Genomic DNA, 23338 nt, shown 5'->3' with positions numbered 1-23338 from the left:
GCCCAGCTCAGGCTGCGTCCGCCGCGGCCAGTGCCTCGGCCTCGCGACGGCTGTGGGCCCCGGGAGCGGGCAGTCCGCTCAGGTGTCCGCGACCGGCGGTCAGGATCGCCAGACCGACCAGAACGGCGGCAGCGCCCATCCAGAACGGCGCGTGGATGCTGACCTCCTCGCCCAGTCGACCGGCGGCGTACGGCGCGATCGCGCCGCCGGAGAACCGGACGAACGAGTACGCCGCCGAGGCGACCGGTCGTTCGACCGGCGCGGCGCCCATCACAGCCTCGGTGATGAGGGTGTTGTTCACCCCGAGGAAGGCGCCGGCGAGCACCACGCCGAGGACCAGCACGGCTCGGGAGTCGGTGAACACCGCCATCATCATCAGGTCGAGGGCGAACAGGCTGAGAGCGCCCATCACGCTCGGCACGGTGCCGAAGCGACGCTGCAGGGCCGGCGCCGTCCACACCGAGGTGATGGCGAGCAGGATGCCCCAGCCGAAGAACACCCAGCCGACCTGGGAGGCGGACATCGCCAGGGGGAAGGGCGTGAACGCGAGCAGCGTGAAGAAGCCCATGTTGTAGAACAGGGCGGTCAGCGCGATCGTGAGCAGGCCGCGGTGGCGCAGGGCCTTGAAGGGCTCCACGATCGAGGTACGTCGGGCGGCCACCGGGGTCCGGGGCAGGAAGACGGCGGTCGCGACCAGGGCGATGGTCATCAGGACCGCCACCCCGAAGAACGGGGCGCGCCAGGAGATCGAGCCGAGCTGACCGCCGACGATCGGGCCCATGGCGATGCCGAGGCCGAGGGCGGCCTCGAAGAGGATCACGGCCTGAGCGGTGGAGCCGCGCGCTGCCATCACGATGGTCGACAGCGCGGTGGCGATGAACAGGGCGTTGCCCAGACCCCACCCGGCCCGGAAGCCGACGATGGCGCCGATCGAGTCAGAGGCTCCGGCCAGGGTGGCGAAGACGATGATGAGCGCGAGGCCGACGAGGAGGGTGTGCTTGGCCCCGATGCGTGAGGACACGACCCCGGTGATCAACATGGCCACACCCATGACGGCCATGTAGCTGGTGAACAGCAGCGACACCTGACTGGGCGAGGCGCCGAGCTCGTCGGCGATCGGTTTGAGGATGGGGTCGACCAGACCGATGCCCATGAAGGCGATGACGCAGGCGAACGCGACCGCCCACACGGCGCGGGGCTGGTCGAAGAACGAAGGCTGAGGGCTGTTCACAGGGACCCTTCCGTGGGGTGGGGCAGCAGGTCGCGCAACACGGCCACTGCAGTGGCGAGATCGCGGACGTCGTGGTCGGGCAGCGTCGCGAACCGGGCGGCCACGGCGTCCGCGTTGAGGCTGCGGACCCGGGACAGCTCGGTGCGACCGGCTTCGGTCATCGTGACCCGGGTGGCCCGGGCGTCGTCGGGATCGGGTGTCTTCGCCACCCAGCCGCGTTGGACCAGGGAGTTCACGGCACCCGACATGGTCGGTTGGCTGCAGCGATCGATCCGGGCGAGCTCGCCGACCCCGAGGGGCCCGTGCTCGTCCAGGAGCGAGATCACCCGGATCGCGGCGCCGGGGGAGTCGCTCAGGCGACGGACTGCGCGCACCAGACGGGCGGCGTAGACGACCAGCTCTCCGCTGAGATCATGCACTTCATCGGACACGCAGCCGAGGTTACATCGGAAACCTATCTAAATGCGAGCAGCACCAAGCCGTGTGGGCCACCTCACGGTGGCGCACACGGGCTGGTGATGGATCAGAGGACCTTGGAGAGGAACAGCTGGGTGCGCTCGTGCTGCGGGTTGCCCAGCACCTCGGTGGGCAGTCCTTCCTCGACGATGACGCCACCGTCCATGAAGACGAGGTTGTCACCCACCTCGCGGGCGAAGCCCATCTCGTGGGTCACCACCATCATCGTCATGCCCTCCGTGGCGAGGTCCTTCATGACCTGCAGCACGTCGCCCACCAGTTCGGGGTCGAGGGCTGAGGTGGGCTCGTCGAAGAGCATCATGTCGGGCTCCATCGACAGTGCGCGAGCGATGGCGATGCGCTGCTGCTGGCCGCCGGACAGGTGGGCCGGATACGCGTCCTCGCGGTGCGCGAGGCCGACCTTCTCCAGATTCTTGCGGGCGATCTCGACCGCCTCGCCCTTGTTGCGCTTCTTCACCTTGACCTGCGAGATCGTCAGGTTGTCCAGCACCGTGAGGTGTGGGAACAGGTTGAACTGCTGGAACACCATGCCGATCCGGCTGCGCAGAGCGTCGACGTTGACGTCGGGATCGGTGATCTCGATGCCCTCCACGAAGATCTTGCCCTCGGTGGGCTGCTCGAGCAGGTTCACGCAGCGCAGCAGGGTGGACTTGCCCGAGCCCGAGGGCCCGATCACGCAGACCACCTGGCCCCGGTCGACGTGGAAGTCGATCCCCTTGAGCACCTGGTTCTCACCGAAGTACTTGTGCAGCTGCTGGACGTCGATCGCGGGAGCGTTCTTGTCGAGCGTGATCTCGGACATCAGCGGGCCCTCTCGGCTCGGGCTTCCATGCGCCTGACGACGATGGACAGGGGAACGGTGATGATGAGGTAGCACATCGCGGACAGGAAGATCGGCGTCAGGCTGGTGAACGTGCTCAGGCCGTCCTTGCCGAACGACGTCAACTCATACTCACTGAGGCTCAAGCCCAGCACGTAGACCAGCGAGGAGTCCTTCGTCAGGAGGATCAGCTCGTTGGTCAACGGCGGCAGGATGATCCGGAACGCCTGCGGGATGACGATGGAGATCATCGCCCGTCCCTGAGTCATGCCCAAAGAGCGGGCTGCCTCGAGCTGACCCTTCGGGACGGCCTGGATGCCGGCGCGGATGGTCTCGGCCATGTACGCCGCACCCACCAGGCCCAGAGCCACCGTCACCGTGCCGAACGTGCCACCCGGCAGCGATCGGCCACTGAAGGCGAGCGGGATACCGAAGGCGAACCCGATGAAGACGATCAGTGCGGGCACGCCGCGGAAGAACTCCACGACGAGCGTGGCGAGCCACCGGTAGGGCCCGACCGACGACAATCGCATCAGCGCCAGGATCAGACCGAAGATGAGCCCGAAGGTGAACGCTCCGGCCGTGTACAGGATCGTGTTCTTCAGGGCGATGGTGATGACGTCCGGGAACTGGGCCTTCAGGATCCGCCCGTTCAGGAACTTGTCCTGCAGGGTCCCCCAGTCCGCGACCACCAGCACCACGAGGACCGCGACGGCGAGCACCGCGTATTGGATGTAGCGGCTGACCTGAGCACGCTTGCGGGGGCTCATCGCCATGTCAGGCTCCTTGGAGATGGTTCATGGTCGCGGACTTGGGGATGCTGGCGCTCGATCAGCTCTTCGGCGCGCTGCCGAACCAGGTGGTGTAGATCTCGTCATAGCTGCCGTCGCTCTTGGAGTCGGTGACGACCTTGTTGATCGAGGTCAGCAGGTCGTCGTTGGCGTCCTTCTTGACCGCGATGCCGTACTGCTCACCGGTGTCGAACTCCGCGGTGACGAAGGTCCCCGGGTTGGCCTTGGCGTAGTCGAGCAGCGGACCGTTGTCCTGGATCGCGGCGTCGATCTGGCCAGCGCTCACCGCGGCGGCCTGGAGACCGAGGTCCTCGAAGGTCTTGATGGTCACGCCTGCAGGAGCGTTCTCCTTGGCGTAGAGCGCGCCCGTCGTGCCGGCCATGACCCCGAGCGACTTGCCGTCGAGGTCGTCGAGGCTCTTGAGGCTCTCGTCGTTGGTCAGCAGCGCCTGGGTGGCGTCGAAGTAGGGGTCGGAGAAGTCGATGACCTTGGCACGCTCATCGGTGATCGTCATGCCCGCGATCGCCATGTCGCACTTGCCGGTGTTGAGGGCCTGGCCGGACTGGATGCCCTCGAACCCGGTGACCACGACGTTGAGCGTGAGGTCGTTGGCGTCGGCGACCATCTTGGCCAGGTCCATGTCGAAGCCGACGATGTCCTCGCCCTGCTTGAACTCGAAGGGCTTGTAAGGCAAGGAGGTGCACACGGTGAGGTCCCCGTCCTTGATGACGTTCACCCCGCTCTCGGTCTTCGTGGTCTCCTGGGCACAGGCGGTGAGGCTGGCGGCCAGCGCAGCGACGGACAGGGCGGCAACAAGGTTTCGGGTCTTCATGCGTTGCACCCTAAGCGCGTGAGGCGCCCGAGGTCACGCACAAACAGGTCTCGGTTCGGCTTCGCTGCTGTTTTTGTCCGACAAGATGGGCACATGCCGTCCTACGTCGCATTCCTGAGGGCCATCAACCTGGGTGCCACCCGCAAGTTCCCCAAGGAGGCCATCAAGGCCTGTGCGGAGTCCGTGGGCTGCACCGGGGTCGCCACCCACATCAACACCGGCAACGTCCTGCTCACCACGCGCCTGCGTTCGCGGGCGAAGCTCGAGCAGGTTTTGGAGGAGGCGTTCGTTGCCGACCGCGGCTTCGAGGTGCCCACGATCGCCTTCACCCTGGCCGAGCTCGTCGATCTGGCCGACGATATCGACCGCCTCGCCGTACCGGGCAGCGATCGCCAGTACGTCACCCTGCTCAAACAGGAGCCGTCCGCCGAGGCAGCCCGGGCGCTCGCCGCGCTGGAGTACGACGGGGAGCACGGTGAGGTCTCCGGTCGGGCCGTCCACCTGAGCTTCACCGAGACCGCCTACCACTCGGTCAAGTTCAACAACGCCACTCTCGAGAAGCTGTTCGGGGTCGCCACCACCCGTGACGCGAAGGTGATCCGCGCGCTGGCCCAGAAGTGGGGAAAGGGGTAGAAAGGTCGGGTCGTCCAGACCGACTCCAGCAACGCCTCTCGGAGGAACCATGACCCTGCCCCAGCTGCCCTCGGCCACACCCACCAGCCGCCGTACGGTGCTCACCGGAGCGGCGGCGCTCACCGCGGCCGGCTTCGTGGCCACCCCGGCCGAGGCCGAGGCCGGCCACCACGGGAGTCATCACGGCCGACGGCATCGCACCCTGCTCACTGTGCTCGGCACCACCGACCTGCACGGCAACGTCTTCAACTGGGACTACTTCAAGAACGCCGAGTTCGACAACACCGCCCACGACGACATCGGGATCGCCAAGGCCGCCACGCTGATCAAGGCCGTGCGCGCCCGGCGCCGGGGGCAGCCGATCGTCACCCTGGATGCCGGCGACACCATCCAGGGCACCCCGCTGGCCTACTACTACGCCAAGATCGATCCGATCACCGGGGGCTCCACCCACCCGATGGCCAACGCGATGAACCTCGTCGGCTATGACGCGGCCGCGCTCGGCAACCACGAGTTCAACTACGGCATCGAGACGCTGCGCACCTTCGAGTCGCAGCTGAACTTCCCGCTGCTGGGCGCCAACGCCGTCGATCCGGCGACCAAACGCCCGGTCTTCGCGCCGTACCACGTCGTGACGGTCCGTCCCCGTCGCGGTCCGAAGGTCAAGGTCGGCATCCTCGGGCTGACCAACCCCGGCATCGCCATCTGGGACAAGGCGAACGTCGAAGGCCGCATGGAGTTCCCCGGTCTGGTCGAGCAGGCCAGCATCTTCGTGCCCCGACTCAAGCGGATGGGCTGTGACGTGGTGATCGTCGCCGCGCACTCGGGCGCCACCACCTCGTCGTCGTACGGCGATGCGCTGCCCTACCCCGAGAACGCCGCCAGCCTGGTGGCCGAACAGGTCCCCGGGATCGACGCGATCCTCGTCGGTCACGCGCATGTGGAGATCGCCCAGAAGTACGTCAGGAACACCGCGACCGGGCGCGACGTCCTGCTCTGCGAGCCCCTCTACTGGGGCATGCGGGTCGCGGTCATGGACCTCGCGCTCGAGCACCGCAGGGGCCGCTGGCACGTCACCTCGGCTACCTCGCAGACCCTCAACTCCAACACGGTCTCCGCAGACGCGGGGGTGCTGGCGGCGGTGCAGGCTCAGCACGATCAGGTGGTCGACTACGTCAACTCCCCGATCGGCACGTCGACGACGGCACTCTCCGCGGCCCGCGCGGTCGTCGAGGACGTCGCGATCATCGACTTCGTCAACTTCGTTCAGGCCGATGCGGTGAAGGCCGGCCTCACCGGCGCCGACGCGGCGCTGCCGGTGCTCTCCATCGCGGCTCCCTTCAACCGCGGTGCATCGTTCCCTGCCGGCCAGGTCACCGTCCGCGACGTGGCCGGGCTCTACATCTACGACAACACCCTGCTCGGGGTGAAGGTGACCGGAGCCCAGGTGAAGGCCTACCTGGAGTACTCCGCCAACTACTTCAAGCAGGTCAGCGGTCCCGGGCCCTTCGCCATGGCCGACGTCACCAACGCGGTCACCGCGACCGCACCCAACGGGACGCCCGACTACAACTTCGATTCGGTTGCCGGCCTTGACGCACCACTGACCTACGACATCGACATCGCCCAGCCGCCGGGTTCGCGCATCCTGGCTCTGGCGTACGGCGGGGTGCCGGTGGGCGACGATCAGGAGTTCGCGATGGCTGTGAACAACTATCGTCAGTCGGGTGGAGGAGGCTTCCCGGCGGTGTCGACGGCGCCGGTCGTCTACAACCGGCAGAACGAGATCCGGCAACTGCTGATCGACTGGGTGACGGCGAACGGCACGATCGACCCGGCACAGTTCGCCTCGTCGGACTGGCGCCTGGTCTCCGGTGGTCAGCCGATCACGGTGACGTGACGGTGTAGAGGCTGACCCCCGCAGCACCGGGGAGACTGACCTGGTCCCCGGTGACCGAAGCCGCGCTGCCGACCACCGTCGGCAGCGCGGCAACCCCCGGCCCCAGGGCCTGCGTCGGGACCACGACCGGATCCGTCGCCACGCGGTTCGCGTGCACGAGCAGGGTCTGGTCGTGGTGCTCGCGCAGAAAAGTCAGCGTGTCGCCGCTCGCGTGCAACCAGCGCATCCCACCGCGGCGCAGCGCCACGTGCGCGTTGCGCAGTGCGATCCACTCCCGGTAGGCATCGAGCGTGGGCGTGTCCCAGGTCTCTGGCCGGTTCCAGGGATAGGGGGTCCTCGCGTGCTCTCCGTCGACGCCGGTGAGGCCGAGTTCGTCGCCCATGAAGACCACGGGCACGCCAGGCATCGTGAACTGCAGGGCCAGCCCGATCAGGTGCGCATCACGGCCGTGCCCGGCCTGGTCGATGCCGCCGTCGACCCCGCCACCGGTGACGGTGCGGAAGCGGGGAGTGTCGTGGGAGTCCAGGTGCATCGTGCAGCTCGTCCACGAGCCCCACGGCATGGAGCCATGCACCTCGCGCATGGTCGCGACCGCCGCCTCGGCCGGCAGCACGGGAATGTCGATGGGCAGGCCGAGGTAGTCCAGGCCGTGCTCGATCCCTGCCCCCGCCGTGGCCGCTCCCGGTGCACCGCCGTTGAGCCAGCACCACAGGGGACGGGTGAACCCCGCATAGTCCATGGTCCCGTGCCATCCGGGGCCGGTGAGGTCCTGGCTGGCGTCGTGCCCGTGCTCGGCCAGCAGCCAGCCGTCGGGGCGTACGTCGTCCATGGTGTCGCGGATGGCGCGGGCCACCGCGTGGGCATGGTCGTCGGCCCCGAGTCGACCCGTCATGTTGGCAACGTCGATGCGCCAGCCGTCCAACCCCTGCTCGAGCCAGCGTGCGACGACCGAATCCGGCCCGGCGTACAGCCTGGAGGCGAGCTCGGCCGAGGAGTGGTCGAGCTTGGGCAGGCTCGAGATGCCCAGCCAACTGACGTAGTCGTCCCCCTCGAAGCGGTAGAAGCCTCGCTCGACGCTCGTCGGATCGGCCACCGCCTGGAGGAACCAGTCGTGGAAGTCCCCGGTGTGGTTGGTGGTCAGGTCGCCCACCACGCGCAGCCCGAGCTCGTGGGCCCGTGCCAGCAGGCGCTCGAGTGCGGCGTCACCACCGAGCAGGGGGTCGACCCGGTCGAAGGAGATCGCGTCGTAGCGGTGGTTGGAGCGGGCTTCGAAGACGGGGGTGAGGTAGAGCAGGTTGGCCCCGAGGGACGTGACGTGCTCGAGCCGCGCCGCCACCCCGTCGAGGGTGCCGCCGTACACCTGGACGGGGACCTCGGGGCCCTTGTGCACCACCGGGTCGTCCCACTGCGCGGCGCGGGCCCAGTCGGGCAGGGTCGCCCCCACGTCGGTCTTCTCGAAGCGGTCGGGGAACACCTGGTAGCCGATCTGGTCGGGCACCCAGGCGGGCAGGTGATGCTCGGTGCTGATCTTGAAGTCACCGGCGTCGGTGACATCGCGCCGATGGATGCCGGTGGCGGTGAGCCAGCGGTAGTCGTCCGGGCCGCGGGAGACCAGGAACCGGTACGACGTGAGGGGGTTGACCAGGTCCAGGTCCACCTCCCACCAGGCACCCGCGGCGTCGGTGCTGACCTGCGTTGCCCTGCGGATGGCGGGTTCGCCGTCGCGGACCGAGCGCAGCACCACCTCGACGGCCCCCGGAGCCCCATCGCGGCGATGCGGAACCCGGACCCGGAGGGGGACACGCCCACCGAGGACGGGTGCCTCGGTGCGCGTGTAGTAGGGCGAGCCGTCGTGGTGCGGGTCGAGCGGGTCGACTGCGGAGGTCATCCCTTGACACCACCGGCGGTGATGCCGCCGACGATGAACTTCTGGAGATAGAGGAACAGCAGGATCACCGGGATGGCGATCAGCATGCCGCCGGCCGCGAACACCCCCAGGTTGTTGGAGCGGTCGCTGTCGATCAGGCCGTAGAGGCCGGTGGCCAAGGTCTTCTTGTTGTTGTCGGTGAGGAAGATGGAGGCGAGCAGGAACTCACCGATGACGCCGACGAAGACCAGCAGGCCACACACCGCGAGGATGGGCGTCACCAGCGGCAGGATGATCCGGAAGAACACCTGCACATGGCTGGCCCCGTCGATCGTGGCCGCCTCGTCGAGGGACTTGGGGATGGAGTCGAAGAAGCCCTTGATCAACCAGACCTGACCCAGCGATCCACCGCAGAGCACAAGGATGTAGCCCAGCAGCGTGTTGAGCCCGACGCCGGGGATCACCTCACCGATGTCGGTGAACAGGGTGAACAGCGCGACCGCGGCCAGGAACTGCGGGAACATCTGGATCAGCAGCAGGGACAGCAACCCTCCGCGACGGCCCTTGAAGCGGAACCGCGAGAAGGCGTAGGCGCCCATGGCGCTGAAGAGCAGCTGCACGAAGACGACCGCGACACACACGATGAGCGTGTTGAGGTACCACCTGTCGAACGGGATCGAGGGCGTGGTGAACAGCTTCTTGTAGTTGTCGAGGCTGAACGCGTTGGGGATCATCGAGGTCGACACGACGCTGCCCAGCGGGTTGAGCGACGCCGACAGGATGTAGGACACCGGGAACAGTGCCCACAGCACCGCCAGGACACCGACGACGTGTCGCCAGCCGATCTCCCTGAACCAGCGGGAGAACCCCATCTTGATCCGAGGTGGCTGCGCAGCCTTGCGGCTCTTTGCTGCCTTGCGCTGCGCCGTTCGTTCTGTCATTTCCTGGGCCATGTCAGTTCACGTCCTCGAGCGCCTTGGTGTAGCGGAACTGGATTGCCGCGATGATGCCGGTGATGACGAAGAGCACCACGGAGACGGCGGAGGCGAAGCCGATCTGCGCGCCGCCGGCTCCGAATGCGAGCCGGATGGTGTAGCTGATCAGGATGTCGGTCCCGCCGGCCGTGGGGTTGTCCGGACTGAAGGGGCCACCCTCGGTCAGCAGGAAGATCGCGTTGTAGTTGTTGAAGTTGAAAGCGAACGTCGAGACCAGCAGGGGTGCCACGGTCACCAGCAACAGCGGGAAGGTGATCCTGCGGAACCCGGCGAAGCCGCTGGCCCCGTCGATCCCGGCGGCCTCCTTCAGGTCCTCAGGGATGGCCTGGAGGGCGCCGGTGCAGACCAGGAACATGTAGGGGAAGCCCATCCACAGGTTCGTCAGCAGGACCGCGAACCGGGCGGTGGAGGTGTGGCCCAGCCAGTTGACGCTCAACCCGGTCAGGTCGTTGATGAGGCCGAAGTCGGTGTTGTAGAACCCCGACCACAGCAGCAGTGAGATGAAGCCGGGAATGGCGTAGGGCATGATCAACAGCGCTCGGTAGACCTTCTGCCCGCGCACGCGTGGGTCGTTCAGCGTGATCGCGAAGGCCAGCCCGAGCAGGAACGTCGAGACCACCGACACGGTGGCGAAGACCACGGTCCAGATGAAGATCCCGATGAAGTCCTTGCTGATCCGTTCGTCGGTGAAGACCTTCTTGTAGTTGTCGAAGCCGACGTTGGCCGTCCAGGACTGGTCGGAGACCCGGTTGCCGGCCTCGTCGACGAAGAAGTCCTTGTCGCCCTGCCGCTGCACCGTGTAGACGGTGTCGGTCTTGGTGTCGGTGATGGTGTCGGCGGCCTTGTCGTAGACCAGCGTCGTGGTGCCCTCGAAGGCCGTGCTCACGCCGTTGGCCTGGATGGCGCCGTTCTCGGTCGGGACGGTGAAGCCCTTGAGCGCGTCCTGGGCGGCGTTGACGTCCTTGATGCCGAGGAGCTCGTAGCCGTCGACGGCGGTGACCTTGTCGTCCTCGATCGTGGCGGTGCTCGTGTCCAGCGGTTCGAGGCCGTCAGCGGTGCCGGCGAAAGCGTCACCGGTCGCGGGGTCCACCAGGAAGTAGGTGAACGGTCCGGTGGTCTTCGAGCCGTCGGTGCCGATTGACAGGTTGTAGCGGGGGGAGTTCTCCGTCTGGACGACCGAGGCGCCCACGATCTGGGCGATCGAGGTCTCCTTGTCGGACCTGGTCCCGTCGCCGTAGTTGGTGAAGGAGGTCTTGGCGGTGAGCAGGATCGGGTAGACCACGAACAGGGTGAGCATCAGGGTGCCGGGCACGAGGTACTTGGCCGGCAGTGCTCGGCCGGTGGCATAGGTGGCGGTCAGGATCGCGGCGATCAGCCAGATGGCGATCAGGAAGAACCACTGGTCCTCGCCGATGAGGGAGGGAGTCAGGGCGATGGCCGTGCCGATCACGACCCCGAGGAAGCCGATCTTGATGATGAGGGCCAGGACGCCGGAACGGGCTGGTTGGGTGAAGCCGGATTTCTTCGTGGGTGTCTCAACGCTGGTCGCGGCATTGTTCCCCTTGTCGTGGGTGCTCACCGAGGGAGTCGTCGGGGCTTGCTTGAGGTGGACCGGTGGGCGGGTCGACCGCCCACCGGTCCAGTTCTGGAGAGGCCGCTACTGCTTGGCGATCTCGTCGTTGATCGTGCTGCCGGCGGCCTTGATCGTCTTGGTGGGATCGGCCCCACCCACGATCGCGGAGTAGGCCTTGCCCAACGGCGCCCAGACCGTCGCCATGGCGGGGATGGCGGGCATCGGGGAGGCAGCGTTGGCGGCGTCGGCGAAGACCGCGATGTTGGGGTCGTCGACCTTGTCCTGCACCGAGGTCATCGCCGGGGGCAGCTTGGTGAGGTCGAAGAGCGTGGTCATCGCTTCCTCACTGTTGACCCCGGTGTTGATGAACTCCTGGGCAATGGCCTCGTTCTTGGCGCCGGAGGCCACCATGAACGCCTGGGCGCCCATGAACGGGGCAGCGGGCTGCTGACCGGCGAAGCCGGGCACCGGCTGGATCGCGTACTTCATCCCGCTCTTCTGCACGTCGGCCAGGGCCCACGGGCCGGAGACCAGGAACGCTGCCTTGCCGGCGGTGAACAGCGCGATCGAGTTGTCCCCGCTGATGGAGGTGCGCAGCACCTTCTGCTTGGCGAGCTCAGAGATCTTCTTCGCAGCCGAGATCGAACCGTCCTTGCCGATGCCGACGTCCTCGGGCAGGTAGGCGCCGGTGTCGTCCTGGGCGAAGATGTAGCCGCCCATGGACGTCAGGATCGGCTCCATGTGGTAGGCGTCACCGAGGTCGCCGACCGGCAGATTGAGGGCGGAGTCGACCTTCTTGGCCTTCACCGCGGCCAGGCCGGCGTCGATGGCGTCGTCCATGGTCTTGGGCTCGTCGGGAGCGACGGCGGTGTTGCGGTAGAGCGCCAGGGCCTCGATGCCGTACGGGACGCCGTAGAGCTTCCCGTCGTACGTCGTGGCCTGGACGGCCTTCTCGGAGTAGCCGGCCAGGTCGGCCGGAGCCAGCTGGAGCGGGTTGATGGAGCCGTTCTGGACCAGGTTGCCGATCCAGTCATGGGCGCCGACGACGATATCGGGGCCGTTGCCGGCCGAGTTGGCGGTCACGAAGTTGGTCTGGAGGTCAGCCGAGATGGCCTGGACCGAGACGGAGACATCGTTGGCGCTGGCGAAGTCGTCGGCCACCTTCTGGACTCCGGCGAGCTTGATCGGGTCGGTCCAGATCACGAGGTCGGCGTCGCCACGTTCGGGCAGGGCCGTCGAGGACTCATCGGCCGACGGGGACGCGCTGTCGGATGCGTTGGAACTGGGGGCGGGGTCACCGCCGCACGCAGCGGCGATGAGAGCGACTGCAACAAGTGCCGGCGCTAGCGTTCGGGTGATCTTCAGCATGGGGTGGGGCTCCTCCTCCTGAGGCCTTGTGTGAGGCGCGCCACACGTTAGCAGCGTTCTTGCAAGGGAGAAAGAGTCCTGCAAAAAGTTTCCAAAAGTGATGCCGATCACTACCCTGATCGTTATGCAGGTCCGCGATGGGGCGTTCACGATGCGTGCGAACGCGCCCGCATGGTGGCCGATCTCACTAGGATCGGGGCCATGAAGGTGCGTCTCACCGAGATCGCCCAACGTGCGGGCGTGAGCGTGAGCACGGTGAGTCGAGTCCTCAACGAAAAGCCCGGGGTCAACCAGCACACCCGGCGCCAGGTGCTGACCGCGATCGACGTCCTCGGCTACGACCGCCCCTCACGGCTGCGACCCCGAGCAGCCGGGCTCGTGGGCCTGATCGTGCCCGAACTGGAGAACCCGTTCTTCCCCCGGTTCGCGCAGCTGGTCGAGAGCAATCTGGCCGGCTTCGGCTACACGCCGGTGCTGTGCAGCCAGAGCCTGGGGGGCGTGCACGAGGACGACTACGTGCAGATGCTCCAGGAGCATGCGGTGTCGGGGATCATCTTCGTCTCCGGGATCCACGCCATCCACGACTCCGATCCGTCTCGCTACTCCCGGCTCGTCGAGATGGGACTGCCCATCGTCCTGGTCAACGGCTACCTGGCCGGCGTCCCGGCTCCGTTCCTGTCCACCGACGACGCCCGCTCGGTGGAGCTGGCCGTCAACCACCTGCGTCAGCTGGGGCACGACCGGATCGGGATCGCCCTCGGCCAGGCCCGCTACACCCCGGTGATCCGCAAGGCAGCAGCCTTCACGTCCCTGATGCGCCGGTCCGAGGCGGTGCTGGCAGACGAGGAGATCGAGACGCTCATCAGCCGCACCACCTACACCGTCGAGGGTGGGGTGGCCGCCGCCCAGCGACTGCTCGACGTCGGAGTCACCGCGATCGTCTGCGGCTCCGACGTGATGGCCCTGGGGGTGATCCGCGCCGTGCGCGCGGCAGGACTGCGGGTGCCTGAGGACGTATCGGTGGTCGGAAGTGACGACAGCCTGATGACCGAGTTCACCGATCCGCCACTGACCACCGTTCGGCAACCCGCCGCAGGCCTGGCCACGGCCGCCTGCCGCACCCTGCTCGACCAGATCTCCGGACATGCCGTCACCCCCGGAGACGTGATCTTCCAACCCGAGCTCGTGCTCCGGGGGTCGACGGCCAAGGCCCCAGCCCCCCTCGCCTGAGCAGCCCGCCCGTCGACGACCCGAGGAGCCGCATGCAGCACCCCGACTGGTCGCAGAGTGCTGCGATCTATCAGCTCAACCAACGCCAGCTCACCCCCGAAGGCACGTTCCGGGCCGCCGAGGAGCACCTGCCACGGATCCGCGATCTCGGCGTGGAGATCATCTGGTTGATGCCGGTGCACCCGATCGGCGAGGTCAACCGCAAGGGACGGCTCGGCAGCCCCTACGCGGTGCGCGACTACCTCGCGGTCAACCCCGAGTTCGGCACGATCGAGGACCTGAGGCACTTCGTGGCGACGGCCCACGAGCTCGGCCTCAAGGTGATCCTGGACTGGGTGGCCAACCACACGGCCTGGGACAACGTCCTGGTCGAGCAGCATCCCGAGTGGTACGCCCGGGACTGGAAGGGCGACTTCCGACCGACGCCCTGGTGGGACTGGGACGACATCATCGACCTCGACTACGACCATCCCGAGCACGGCGGGGCCCTTCGCGAGTACATGGCCCAGGCCCTGGAGTTCTGGGTCCGTGAGTGTGACGTCGACGGCTACCGCTGTGATGTGGCCGGCTTCGTCCCGCTGAGCTTCTGGGAGGCTGCCCGGGCTCGGCTCGACGCGATCAAACCGGTGTTCATGTTGGCCGAGTGGGAGACCCGGGACCTGCACAACGCCGCGTTCGACGCCTCGTACGCGTGGTCGTGGAACGAGTCCCTGCACCTGATCGCAGCCGGACAGTGCCCCACCATCGAACCGCTGCGAGTCTTCTACGCCTGGAACGAACGCTCCTGGTCGCACGACTCGATGCGGATGACCTTCGTCAGCAACCACGACCACAACCACGCGGAGGGCACCGAGTACGAGCGCTTCGGCGATGCCCTTCCCGCGGTGACCGTGCTGTCGGTGATCGGTTCTGGGATCCCGCTGGTCTACACGGGCCAGGAACTGGGCAACCGTCGGCGACTGGAGTTCTTCGACAAGGACGTGGTCTCGGGCGACAACGAGCAGCAGGCGGGCCTCTACCGGGCCCTGTTCCGGCTCAAGAAGCAGCTGCCCGCGCTGTGGAACGGTGGTTGGGGTGCGCGGATGGTGCGGGTCGTCAACGACCAGGAGGACCACGTGCTCAGCTTCGTGCGGGCCGATGACGCCAGCCGGGTGCTCGCGGTGTTCAACCTCAGCCCGGAGCGACGCTCGGTGACCCTCGGCGCCGGGCCGCACCCGGGTGAGTGGACCGACGCGTTCTCGCAGCGCGCCATCACGTTCTCGCAAGGCAGCCAGATCGATCTTCCGGCCTGGGGCTGGCGGGTCTTCACAGGTTGACCCGGGTCAGTCGCCCCGGAACACCGGGGCGCGCTTCTCGTTGAAGGCGCGCATCCCCTCGGCTGCGTCGTCGGTGCGCAGCAGCAGGCTCTGGCCGCGCCTCTCGCGGACGAACGCGTCCTCGAGGTGGGCCAGGGTGGCGGCGTTGACCGCCTTCTTGGTGGCAGCCAGGGCAAGGGGTGGTCCGGCGGCCAGCCGCCGGGTCAGCTGCGCGACCACGTCGTCGAAGTCGTCGTCGGCAAGGTGGGTGACCAGCCCGGCGTCGTACGCCTCCTGCGCGGTGAGCGCCTCAGCCAGCAGTCCCATCCGCATGGCCCGGGCCCGCCCGATCGCGGCGGCGGCGGTCACCGTGGCGCCGCCGTCGGGCATCAGGCCGATCCGGGCGAAGGCGAGCAGGAAGCTCGCCCGTGGTCCGGCAACGATCACGTCACATGCCAACGCGATCGAGCAGCCGACACCCGCTGCCACGCCGTGGACTGCGGCGAGCACCGGCTGGTCGAGGCCGGTGACCGCCCGCACCACCCGGGCTGCGCGATCCAGCGACGAGGCGTCGAACCGGTCCTGGGCCTGCGCCCCGCCGATGTCGGCCCCGGCGCAGAAGGCCGGTCCGTTCCCCGAGAGCACGACCACCCGGACGTCGTCCCTGCCCTGGGCCTGCTCGAGCCGGCTCGCGAGCAGGTCGGTCATCTCGGCGTCCAGGGCGTTGTGGGCCGCCGGACGATTGAATCGCAGGTGCAGGACCGCCCCCTGCTGGTCGACCTCGAGGTCAGCCAACGCTCACGCCGGCCCGACGCAGGTCGACCAGGGCGGAGTCGGTGCTGCCCGGGGCGACGCCCGCACACAGGGCGAGCAGGACCCGGGTGCTGAAGCCGTTGCTCGCCGCGTCGAGGGCTGTTGCCTTCACGCAGTAGTCGGTCGCGATCCCGCAGACGTCGACCTCGGTCACGCCGTGCCCGCGCAGCCAGCCCGCCAGGTCGACGCCATCAGTGGACCTGCCTTCGAACCCGGAGTACGCCGCGCCGTGCTCGCCCTTGAGAAACACCGCGTCGAACGGCTGCGGATCGAGGTTGGGGTGGAAGGCCTCACCGTCAGTGCCCACCCGGCAGTGCACCGGCCAGGAGGAGGCGAAGTCGGGTTCGCTGGACCAGTGGTCGCCCGGGTCGATGTGGTGATCCTTGGTAGCCACGACGTGGGCGTAGTCGGCGGCCCCGGGCGTGCCGGCAGACCAGTGGTGCAACAGGTCGGCGACGTCGTGGGCCACCTGGGCGCCACCGGCCACCGGCAGCGAGCCGCCCTCGCAGAAGTCGTTCTGTACGTCGACGACGATCAGTGCACGCACCATGACGACAAGGTTAGCGAGCCGGGGTCTCGCGCGGCAGCCACGCGATGACGTCCTCGATGACACGGTCCCACAGGCCCCACTCGTGGGCGCCGGGGGCGAAATCGGTCGTCACCCGCGCGCCGGCCTCGGTGGCGGCAGCGACGAAACGACGGTTGGCGGCCACCAGAGGGTCTTCCGTGCCACAGGAGACGTGCAGGGCCGGGAGCTCGCTGCCTGTGGCGGTCGCCAACAATGCGAACAGGTCGTCGGCCGGGCCCACAACCCCGTCGAACACCCTCTCGAAGAGGGCGCGGCGCTCGCCCAGGGTCGAGAGCGCCACCACGTCCAAGGCACCCGACAGGCTCGCAGCCGCGGCGTACCGCTCCGGATAGGTCAGGGCGAGCTTGAGCGCGCCGTAGCCGCCCATGGACAGCCCGGCCACGAAGGTGTCCTCCGGGGCGGTCGAGATCCGGAAGAACGACTGCACGAGCGCGGGCAGCTCCTGCGCGACATAGGTCCAGTAGCGGTGGCCGTGGCGCTCGTCGGCGTAGAAGCTGCGACCCACCGCCGGCATCACCACCGCCAGTCCGGCGGCCGCGGCGTACCTCTCGATGGAGGTGTAGCGCTGCCAGGCGCTGTGGTCGTCGGACAGACCGTGGAGCAGGTAGAGCACCGGGAAGCCGGCGCCGTCGGGACCGTCTGCTGCCTCGACCCCGATCTGGGACTCGGTGGCTTGGGGGAGCACCACGGTCATGGAGGTGCCCATCTCGAGGGACTCGGAGAAGAAGTCGCAGGTCAGCACTGCCATGTCAGGCCTCCAGGTGAAGGGTCTCGAGCACGGGGGAGCCCTTGGACAGCTGCTGGGCTGCCAACGGGAGTTCGGCGCGCGTCACGCGGTGCCGCTCCCGGGCGGCCTCCAGGGGCTCGCGTCCCACGATCTCGCCGGCGCGCACCAGGGGCACCAGCAGGGGCCGGTCGTCACCGTCGTCGACGGGGGGCTCGCCGATCCCCACGACCTCCGACTCGGCCACCCCCTGCGCGTCGCGTCGGCGGAGGGCGAACTTGCGCCCCCCGATGGAGATCTTGTCGGTGCTCTTCTTCGCGACGTCGATCATCGTGCCGGCATCGTCGGCGCGCGAGACCAGCTTGTAGACGAAGCCGCAGGTCGGGTGCCCGCTTCCGACGACCAGTTGGGTCCCGACGCCGTAGCCGTCCACCGGCGCTGCGGCGAGCCCGGCGATCGCGAACTCGTCCAGGTCACTGGTCACGATGATCCGCGTGCCGGTGGCACCCAGGCCGTCGAGCTGCTCGCGCACCTGGTAGGCCAGGACGCCCAGGTCCCCCGAATCGATGCGCACCGCGCCGAGCGCCGTGCCGGCGACCTCGACGCCGAGACGCACGGCCTCGGCGATGTCGTAGGTGTCCACCAGCAGCGTCGTGCCGGTCCCGAGTGAGGTGACCTGGGCCCGGAAGGCCTCCTCCTCGGAGTCGTGCAGCAGGGTGAAGCTGTGTGCACTGGTGCCGTTGGTGGGCACGCCGTAGCGCTGGCGCGCGGCCAGGTTGGAGGAGGAGGCGAACCCGCAGATGTAGGCCGCCCGCGCACTGGCCACCGCGGCCTCCTCGTGCGTACGCCGTGAGCCCATCTCGATGCAGGGCCGCTCACCGGCCACCTGGGTCATCCGTGAGGCTGCGGACGCGATCGCGGAGTCGTGGTTGTAGATCGACAACAGCAGCGTCTCCAGCACCACCGCCTCCGCGAAGCTCGCCTCCACCACGAGCAGGGGGGAGTAGGGGAAGTACATCTCGCCCTCGGCGTAGCCCCACATGTCACCGGTGAACCGGTAGTCGGCCAGCCAGTCGAGGGTGCGGGCGTCGACGACGTCGCGCAGCACGGCGAGTGCCGCCTCGTCGAAGCGGAAGTCCTCGATCGCGTCGAGGGCGCGCCCGACGCCGGCGACCACGCCGTAGCGGCGGCCGTCGGGGAGCCGCCTGGGGAAGAGCTCGAACACCGAGCGGCGGTGGGCGGTGCCCGACTCCAGCGACGCCTGCAGCATCGTGAGCTCGTAGTGATCGGTGAGAAGGGCCGTCGAGGCTGCTCCGTGAGTCACAGGGATCACTGTGCCACGATGGTGCGGTGTCAACCGCTTCCCCCGTCACCGCCGATCCCAGCCTTGCTCCGGACGACATCACCTTCCTCTCCCGGCCTTGGGTCACCATCGTGTGGAACGACCCGGTCAACCTGATGAGCTATGTGGCCTTCGTGTTCACCAAGTACTTCGGCTACGACAAGGCGAAGGCCGAGAAGCTGATGATGGAGGTGCATGAGGAGGGCAAGTCCGTGGTCAGTTCCGGGACCCGCGAGGAGATGGAGCGCGACGTCCAGGCCATGCACGAGTACGGGCTCTGGGCCACCATGGACAAGTCCTCGTGAGCGGATTCGCCCGGCATCGCAGGAGCCGCCTGGTGATCGCCAACTTCACGGGGTTCGAGGCAGACCTGCTGCGCTCGCTGGCCTCGCAGATCGTCGAGCTGCTGCGCAACGAACGTGCCGTCCCCGACGACGGTCGTGATCCGTTCGAGGCGCTGATGGACTTCTCCGGTCCCACCTCGGAGCCCGAGGACCCGGTGCTCGCCCGGCTCTTCCCTACTGCCTACCCCGACGACCAGGAGGCGGCCGCGGAGTTCCGCCGCTTCACCGAGGGCGGACTGCGCGACGGCAAGGCGGCAGCGGCGGGGGCGATCATCGACTGCCTCGAGGAGGCAGGCCTGCCGGCGCAGCTGACCGAGGACGGGCTCCACGTCGACGTGGAGCTGACCGAGGACGAGGCCGAGACCTGGCTGCGTTCGTTCACCGACATCAGGCTGGCGCTGGCCACCCGCCTCGAGATCACCGACGGCGACGAGGAGTACTGGTACTCGCTGCCTGACGAGGATCCACGCTCCCAGGCCCACGACATCTATGAATGGGTCGGCTACCTGCAGGAGACGCTGGTCAGCGCCCTCATCGACTGACCGGTGGTCCGGACGGTGGCGCGAATCGGGATGAGCGCTCAGACCGCCTAGGCTTGGCCTGTGTTGACCATCGACCAGGCGACGTACGACGCCATCATCGCGCATGCCAAACGGGACCATCCCGACGAGGCCTGCGGGATCGTGGCGGGACCTGAGGGCAGCGACCGACCCGTCCGGCTGATCGAGATGATCAACGCGGCCGGCAGCCCGACGTTCTACGAGTTCGACTCCACCGAGCTGCTCGCGCTCTACAAGGAGATGTGGGCCAACGACGAGGAGCCCGTCATCGTCTATCACTCCCACACCGCCACCGAGGCCTATCCCAGCCGCACCGACATCAATCTGGCCAGCGAGCCGGGAGCGCACTATGTGCTGGTCAGCACACGTGAACACGGGAATACTGACGGCCCCGTGGAGTTCAGGTCCTACAGCATCATCGACGCAACCGTGACCGAGGAAGAGGTCGTGGTCGTCCCCGAACTGAGCAGGAGTATTGGCTGATGGCCATCGAGGTCCGTATCCCCACCATCCTTCGCACCTACACCGACGGTGAGAAGGCCGTGTCCGCACAGGGTGCGACGCTGACCGCCCTCATCGACGACCTGGAGAGCAACCACCCGGGCATCAAGGGACGCCTGATCGACGGGGAGGACCTCCGCCGTTTCGTCAACGTCTACATCAATGACGAGGACGTGCGCTTCATCGGCGGACTCGACGCGACCCTGGCCGACGGCGACCAGGTCGTCGTGCTGCCCGCGGTCGCCGGCGGTTCCTGACCCATGCGCTACGACAGCCTGCTCGCCTCCGTCGGCAACACGCCGCTGGTGGGGTTGCCGAGGCTGTCGCCGAGCCCCGACGTACGTCTCTGGGCGAAGCTCGAGGACCGCAACCCGACCGGGTCCATCAAGGACCGTCCGGCGCTGAAGATGATCGAGCAGGCCGAGAAGGACGGGGTCCTGAGGCCCGGGCAGACCATCCTGGAGCCGACCTCCGGCAACACGGGCATCTCGCTGGCCATGGCCGCGAAGCTCAAGGGCTACCGCATCGTCTGCGTGATGCCGGAGAACACCAGCGAGGAACGTCGCCAGCTGCTGCGGATGTGGGGCGCGGAGATCGTCTCCTCGCCGGCCGCAGGCGGGTCCAACGAGGCTGTGCGGGTGGCCAAGCGCGTCGCTGCCGAGCACCCCGACTGGGTGATGCTCTATCAGTACGGCAACGCCGCCAACGCGCTCTCCCACGAGGAGGCCACCGGTCCCGAGCTGTTGGCCGACCTGCCGAGCATCACGCACTTCGTCGCCGGACTCGGCACCACCGGCACGTTGATGGGCGTCAGCCGCTTCTTCCGAGCCGCCAAGCCGGACGTCCGGATCGTCGCCGCCGAGCCGAGGTACGGCGAGCTGGTCTACGGCCTGCGCAACCTCGACGAGGGGTTCGTCCCCGAGCTCTACGACGCGAGCCTCATCGACTCCCGGTTCTCGGTCGGGCCGCGCGACGCCGTCCGCCGGGTCCGCGAGCTGCTCGAGCTCGAGGGCATCTTCGCCGGCATCTCGACCGGCGCCATCCTGCACGCCGCCCTGGGCCAGGCGGCCAAGGCGATCCAGGCCGGGCAACGCGCCGACATCGCCTTCGTGGTCTGCGACGGCGGCTGGAAGTACCTGTCGACCGGGGCCTACGAAGGCACCATCGACCAGGCCGAGGACCGGCTCGAAGGGCAGCTCTGGGCATGATCTACGAGCTCGCCGCCACGGTGATCGTGCCCGCCGCCAAGGCGTACTGGCGACCGCACGTCGAGGGTCTGGACAACGTGCCACGCACCGGTGGGGTGCTGATCGCCAGCAACCACATCGCCTTCACCGACAGCGTGGTGATCCCGATCGTGGCGCCGCGCAAGGTGGTCTTCCTGGCGAAGAAGGACTACTTCGAGGGCACCGGGATCAAGGGCAAGCTGATCAAGACGTGGTTCGAGGCGATCGACATGGTGCCGGTGGACCGCAGTGACACCAAGGCAGCGATCGACTCGCTGGACATCGCGCTCGACGTCCTCAGCCAGGGTGACGCCTTCGGCATCTATCCCGAAGGCACCCGCTCGCGCGACGGGCTGCTCTACCGGGGTCGCACCGGGGTGGCGCACCTGGCGCTCACCGCAGGCGTTCCGGTGGTGCCGGTCGGGGTGCAGGGCACCGAGCACATCCAGCCGCCCGGTTCCTCGTTCCCGCGCCGGGTGAAGGTCACGGTGAAGTTCGGCAAGCCGATCGACTTCGCCGGCCGGTTCGAAGGAGTGCCCCTGGGGCGGGCGCGCCGCGAGGCGACCGACGAGATCATGGCCGCGATCCAAGAACTCTCCGGCCAGGTGCCTGCAGGTCGCTACAACGAGCCGCCGGCCACCGCCTAGATTTGTCGTCTGTGACAGAGCGGCCGATCGGCATCTTCGACTCGGGCTTCGGTGGACTCACCGTGGCCCGTTCGGTCATCGACCAGTTGCCCCACGAGTCGATCCTCTACGTCGGCGACACCGCCCGGATGCCCTACGGCCCCAAGCCGATCGGTGAGGTGCGTGAATACGCCCTGGAGTGCCTGGACCACCTGGTCTCCCAAGGCGTCAAGGCGCTGGTCATCGCCTGCAACAGTGCCAGCGCAGCCATGCTGCGCGACGCCCGCGAGCGCTACGACGTGCCGGTGGTCGAGGTCATCTACCCCGCGACCAGACGCGCGGTCGCTGCCACCCGAAGCGGCCGGATCGGGGTGATCTGCACGCAGGCGACAGCAGACTCCCTGGCCTACGAGGACGCCTTCGCCGCGGCGCCGCAGGTCCGGTTGTCGACACGGGCCTGCCCGCTGTTCGTGGACTTCGTCGAACAGGGGGTGACCGGTGGCGCCGAACTGCTGGCCGCGGCCCACTCCTACCTCGACCCACTGGTGGCCGACGGGGTCGACACCCTGATCCTGGGCTGCACCCACTATCCACTGCTCACCGGCGTGATCTCGTTCGTGATGGGCGACCAGGTGACCCTGGTCAGCAGTGCCGAGGAGTGCGCCAAGGACGTCTACAAGATGCTGGTGCGTGAGGACCTGATGAGCAGGGGAGGCCCGGCGACGTACACCTTCCTGACCACCGGCAACCCGGCCGACTTCGAGGACATCGGGCGCCGCTTCCTCGGCCCCGAGCTGCACATGGCCAGCCAGTTCGCGGGAGGTATGTCGTGAGACTGACCGTCGTCGGTTGCTCGGGGTCCTATCCCGGACCCGACAGTCCCGCCAGCTGCTACCTCGTGGAGGCCGAGCAGGAGGGCCGGATCTGGCGGATCCTGCTCGACCTCGGCAACGGTGCCCTGGGGGCGCTGCAGAAGTTCGTCGACCCGTTGGTCATCGACGCGGTGTTGATCAGTCATCTGCACGCCGATCACTGCATGGACCTGTGCGGCTACTACGTGATGCGCAAATATCACCCGGCCGGCGCCGCACCGAGCATCCCGGTCTGGGGGCCTACGGGCACGGCGGACCGGATGGCCACGGCCTACGACCTGCCCCTCGATCCGGGGATGACCGCCGAGTTCGACTTCCGTGCCTATCCGGAGGAGGCGTTCTCCGTGGGACCGTTCACCCTGCAGGCCGTGCAGGTCGACCACCCGGTCCCGGCCTATGCGCTACGGGTGGAGGCCGACGGCCGGTTGCTGACCTACAGCGGTGACACCGGTCCGTGCGTGGCACTCGACCAGGCCGCCCTCGGGGCGGATCTGCTGCTCGCCGAGGCCAGTTTCGTCGAGGGATCAGCCAACCCGCCCTCGCTGCACCTCACCGGCAAGGAGTGCGGGGAGGCCGCGGCCCGGTCCGGTGCGGGCCGCCTGGTGCTGACGCACATCCCGCCGTGGCACGACCGGGCGGTCTGCCTCGACGAGGCACGAGCGACGTACGACGGGCCGATCGAGCTCGCTGCCACCGGGGCTACCTTCGTCGTCTGACCGGACGCCTCGG

At 68.0% G+C, this 23338-nt stretch carries 25 protein-coding genes; 12 read left to right on the top strand and 13 right to left on the bottom strand.

All coding sequences use genetic code 11. The features are described 5' to 3' along the window. Positions 1-7: 7 nt before the first annotated feature. From AB7I40_RS01325 to AB7I40_RS01305, 5 genes are all read right to left on the bottom strand, one after another. Positions 8-1231 (bottom strand): MFS transporter, encoded by a 1224-nt coding sequence (locus tag AB7I40_RS01325; protein ID WP_428346733.1) that lies wholly within the window; start codon positions 1229-1231, stop codon positions 8-10. Continuing rightward, the gene (locus AB7I40_RS01320; RefSeq protein WP_428346734.1) at positions 1228-1662 is read right to left on the bottom strand and encodes a MarR family winged helix-turn-helix transcriptional regulator; all 435 of its coding nucleotides are present in this window, start codon (positions 1660-1662) and stop codon (positions 1228-1230) included. Before AB7I40_RS01320 ends, AB7I40_RS01325 begins: the two co-directional genes overlap by 4 nt. Positions 1663-1754: 92 nt before the next feature. Beyond that, positions 1755-2510, bottom strand: a complete 756-nt coding sequence (locus AB7I40_RS01315) for an amino acid ABC transporter ATP-binding protein (protein ID WP_428346735.1) — start codon at positions 2508-2510, stop codon at positions 1755-1757. Then, positions 2510-3304: an amino acid ABC transporter permease gene (locus AB7I40_RS01310; protein ID WP_428346736.1), complete on the bottom strand. Its 795-nt coding sequence runs from the start codon at positions 3302-3304 to the stop codon at positions 2510-2512. The genes AB7I40_RS01315 and AB7I40_RS01310 overlap by 1 nt, the downstream gene beginning before the upstream one ends. Positions 3305-3359: 55 nt before the next feature. Continuing rightward, positions 3360-4151, bottom strand: coding sequence for a transporter substrate-binding domain-containing protein (locus AB7I40_RS01305; RefSeq protein WP_428346737.1), 792 nt, complete (start codon positions 4149-4151; stop codon positions 3360-3362). A gap of 93 nt (positions 4152-4244) precedes the next feature. Between AB7I40_RS01305 and AB7I40_RS01300 the strand changes: the two genes are divergently transcribed. Together AB7I40_RS01300 and AB7I40_RS01295 are read left to right on the top strand one after the other, a co-directional pair. Continuing rightward, a complete protein-coding gene (locus AB7I40_RS01300) occupies positions 4245-4784 on the top strand; it encodes a DUF1697 domain-containing protein (protein WP_428346738.1) in 540 nt (179 codons plus the stop codon). A 49-nt stretch (positions 4785-4833) separates the two neighbouring features. Then, positions 4834-6684, top strand: a complete 1851-nt coding sequence (locus tag AB7I40_RS01295; RefSeq protein ID WP_428346739.1) for a bifunctional metallophosphatase/5'-nucleotidase — start codon at positions 4834-4836, stop codon at positions 6682-6684. Here AB7I40_RS01295 and AB7I40_RS01290 read toward each other — a convergent pair. The 4 genes from AB7I40_RS01290 to AB7I40_RS01275 form a co-directional block, all read right to left on the bottom strand. Next, complete coding sequence (locus AB7I40_RS01290; RefSeq protein ID WP_428347909.1) at positions 6671-8572, bottom strand: glycoside hydrolase family 13 protein; 1902 nt, start codon at positions 8570-8572, stop codon at positions 6671-6673. The two genes, AB7I40_RS01295 and AB7I40_RS01290, sit on opposite strands and share 14 nt — an antisense overlap. Next, positions 8569-9492: a sugar ABC transporter permease gene (locus tag AB7I40_RS01285; protein ID WP_428346576.1), complete on the bottom strand. Its 924-nt coding sequence runs from the start codon at positions 9490-9492 to the stop codon at positions 8569-8571. Before AB7I40_RS01285 ends, AB7I40_RS01290 begins: the two co-directional genes overlap by 4 nt. Positions 9493-9505: 13 nt before the next feature. Further along, on the bottom strand, positions 9506-11125 hold the full coding sequence (locus tag AB7I40_RS01280; RefSeq protein WP_428346575.1) for an ABC transporter permease subunit: 1620 nt from the start codon (positions 11123-11125) through the stop codon (positions 9506-9508). 78 nt (positions 11126-11203) lie between these two features. After that, on the bottom strand, positions 11204-12487 hold the full coding sequence (locus AB7I40_RS01275; RefSeq protein WP_428346574.1) for a sugar ABC transporter substrate-binding protein: 1284 nt from the start codon (positions 12485-12487) through the stop codon (positions 11204-11206). A 201-nt stretch (positions 12488-12688) separates the two neighbouring features. On the opposite strand from AB7I40_RS01275, the gene AB7I40_RS01270 reads away from it, so the two are divergent. Both AB7I40_RS01270 and AB7I40_RS01265 read left to right on the top strand, forming a co-directional pair. Continuing rightward, entirely contained in the window at positions 12689-13717 is a 1029-nt protein-coding gene (locus AB7I40_RS01270; RefSeq protein ID WP_428346573.1) for a LacI family DNA-binding transcriptional regulator, read from the top strand. Positions 13718-13749: 32 nt separating this feature from the next. Then, positions 13750-15033, top strand: coding sequence for an alpha-amylase family glycosyl hydrolase (locus tag AB7I40_RS01265; RefSeq protein WP_428346572.1), 1284 nt, complete (start codon positions 13750-13752; stop codon positions 15031-15033). Positions 15034-15039: 6 nt separating this feature from the next. Here AB7I40_RS01265 and AB7I40_RS01260 read toward each other — a convergent pair whose 3' ends face one another. From AB7I40_RS01260 to AB7I40_RS01245, 4 genes are read right to left on the bottom strand one after another with little or no spacing between them, the layout of a single operon-like run. Beyond that, positions 15040-15807 (bottom strand): enoyl-CoA hydratase-related protein, encoded by a 768-nt coding sequence (locus AB7I40_RS01260; RefSeq protein ID WP_428346571.1) that lies wholly within the window; start codon positions 15805-15807, stop codon positions 15040-15042. Beyond that, positions 15800-16375: an isochorismatase family protein gene (locus AB7I40_RS01255; protein ID WP_428346570.1), complete on the bottom strand. Its 576-nt coding sequence runs from the start codon at positions 16373-16375 to the stop codon at positions 15800-15802. The genes AB7I40_RS01260 and AB7I40_RS01255 overlap by 8 nt, the downstream gene beginning before the upstream one ends. A 10-nt stretch (positions 16376-16385) precedes the next feature. Then, positions 16386-17162, bottom strand: a complete 777-nt coding sequence (locus AB7I40_RS01250; protein WP_428346569.1) for an alpha/beta hydrolase — start codon at positions 17160-17162, stop codon at positions 16386-16388. A 1-nt stretch (position 17163) separates the two neighbouring features. Beyond that, positions 17164-18462, bottom strand: coding sequence for a nicotinate phosphoribosyltransferase (locus AB7I40_RS01245; protein ID WP_428346568.1), 1299 nt, complete (start codon positions 18460-18462; stop codon positions 17164-17166). 26 nt (positions 18463-18488) lie between these two features. Here AB7I40_RS01245 and clpS point away from each other — a divergent pair, with 26 nt between their 5' ends. From clpS to AB7I40_RS01205, 8 genes are read left to right on the top strand one after another with little or no spacing between them, the layout of a single operon-like run. Beyond that, positions 18489-18785: an ATP-dependent Clp protease adapter ClpS gene (gene clpS / locus AB7I40_RS01240; protein ID WP_428346567.1), complete on the top strand. Its 297-nt coding sequence runs from the start codon at positions 18489-18491 to the stop codon at positions 18783-18785. After that, the gene (locus AB7I40_RS01235; RefSeq protein ID WP_428346566.1) at positions 18782-19366 is read left to right on the top strand and encodes a DUF2017 domain-containing protein; all 585 of its coding nucleotides are present in this window, start codon (positions 18782-18784) and stop codon (positions 19364-19366) included. The genes clpS and AB7I40_RS01235 overlap by 4 nt, the downstream gene beginning before the upstream one ends. Positions 19367-19426: 60 nt before the next feature. Beyond that, a complete protein-coding gene (locus AB7I40_RS01230) occupies positions 19427-19867 on the top strand; it encodes a Mov34/MPN/PAD-1 family protein (protein WP_428346565.1) in 441 nt (146 codons plus the stop codon). Beyond that, the gene (locus AB7I40_RS01225) at positions 19867-20142 is read left to right on the top strand and encodes a MoaD/ThiS family protein (RefSeq protein WP_428346564.1); all 276 of its coding nucleotides are present in this window, start codon (positions 19867-19869) and stop codon (positions 20140-20142) included. The genes AB7I40_RS01230 and AB7I40_RS01225 overlap by 1 nt, the downstream gene beginning before the upstream one ends. Before the next feature lie 3 nt (positions 20143-20145). Next, on the top strand, positions 20146-21093 hold the full coding sequence (locus tag AB7I40_RS01220; protein WP_428346563.1) for a PLP-dependent cysteine synthase family protein: 948 nt from the start codon (positions 20146-20148) through the stop codon (positions 21091-21093). Next, complete coding sequence (locus tag AB7I40_RS01215) at positions 21090-21758, top strand: lysophospholipid acyltransferase family protein (protein ID WP_428346562.1); 669 nt, start codon at positions 21090-21092, stop codon at positions 21756-21758. The genes AB7I40_RS01220 and AB7I40_RS01215 overlap by 4 nt, the downstream gene beginning before the upstream one ends. A gap of 11 nt (positions 21759-21769) precedes the next feature. Then, positions 21770-22570 (top strand): glutamate racemase, encoded by an 801-nt coding sequence (murI, locus tag AB7I40_RS01210; protein ID WP_428346561.1) that lies wholly within the window; start codon positions 21770-21772, stop codon positions 22568-22570. Continuing rightward, the gene (locus AB7I40_RS01205; RefSeq protein ID WP_428346560.1) at positions 22567-23325 is read left to right on the top strand and encodes an MBL fold metallo-hydrolase; all 759 of its coding nucleotides are present in this window, start codon (positions 22567-22569) and stop codon (positions 23323-23325) included. Before murI ends, AB7I40_RS01205 begins: the two co-directional genes overlap by 4 nt. Positions 23326-23338: the final 13 nt, after the last annotated feature.

It is taken from the genome of Nocardioides sp. (assembly GCF_050246775.1).
In the GTDB taxonomy this organism is placed as follows: Bacteria; Actinomycetota; Actinomycetes; order Propionibacteriales; family Nocardioidaceae; genus Nocardioides.
Note: the sequence above shows the minus strand (reverse complement) of the source record. Positions and strands in the feature narration are given on the sequence as shown.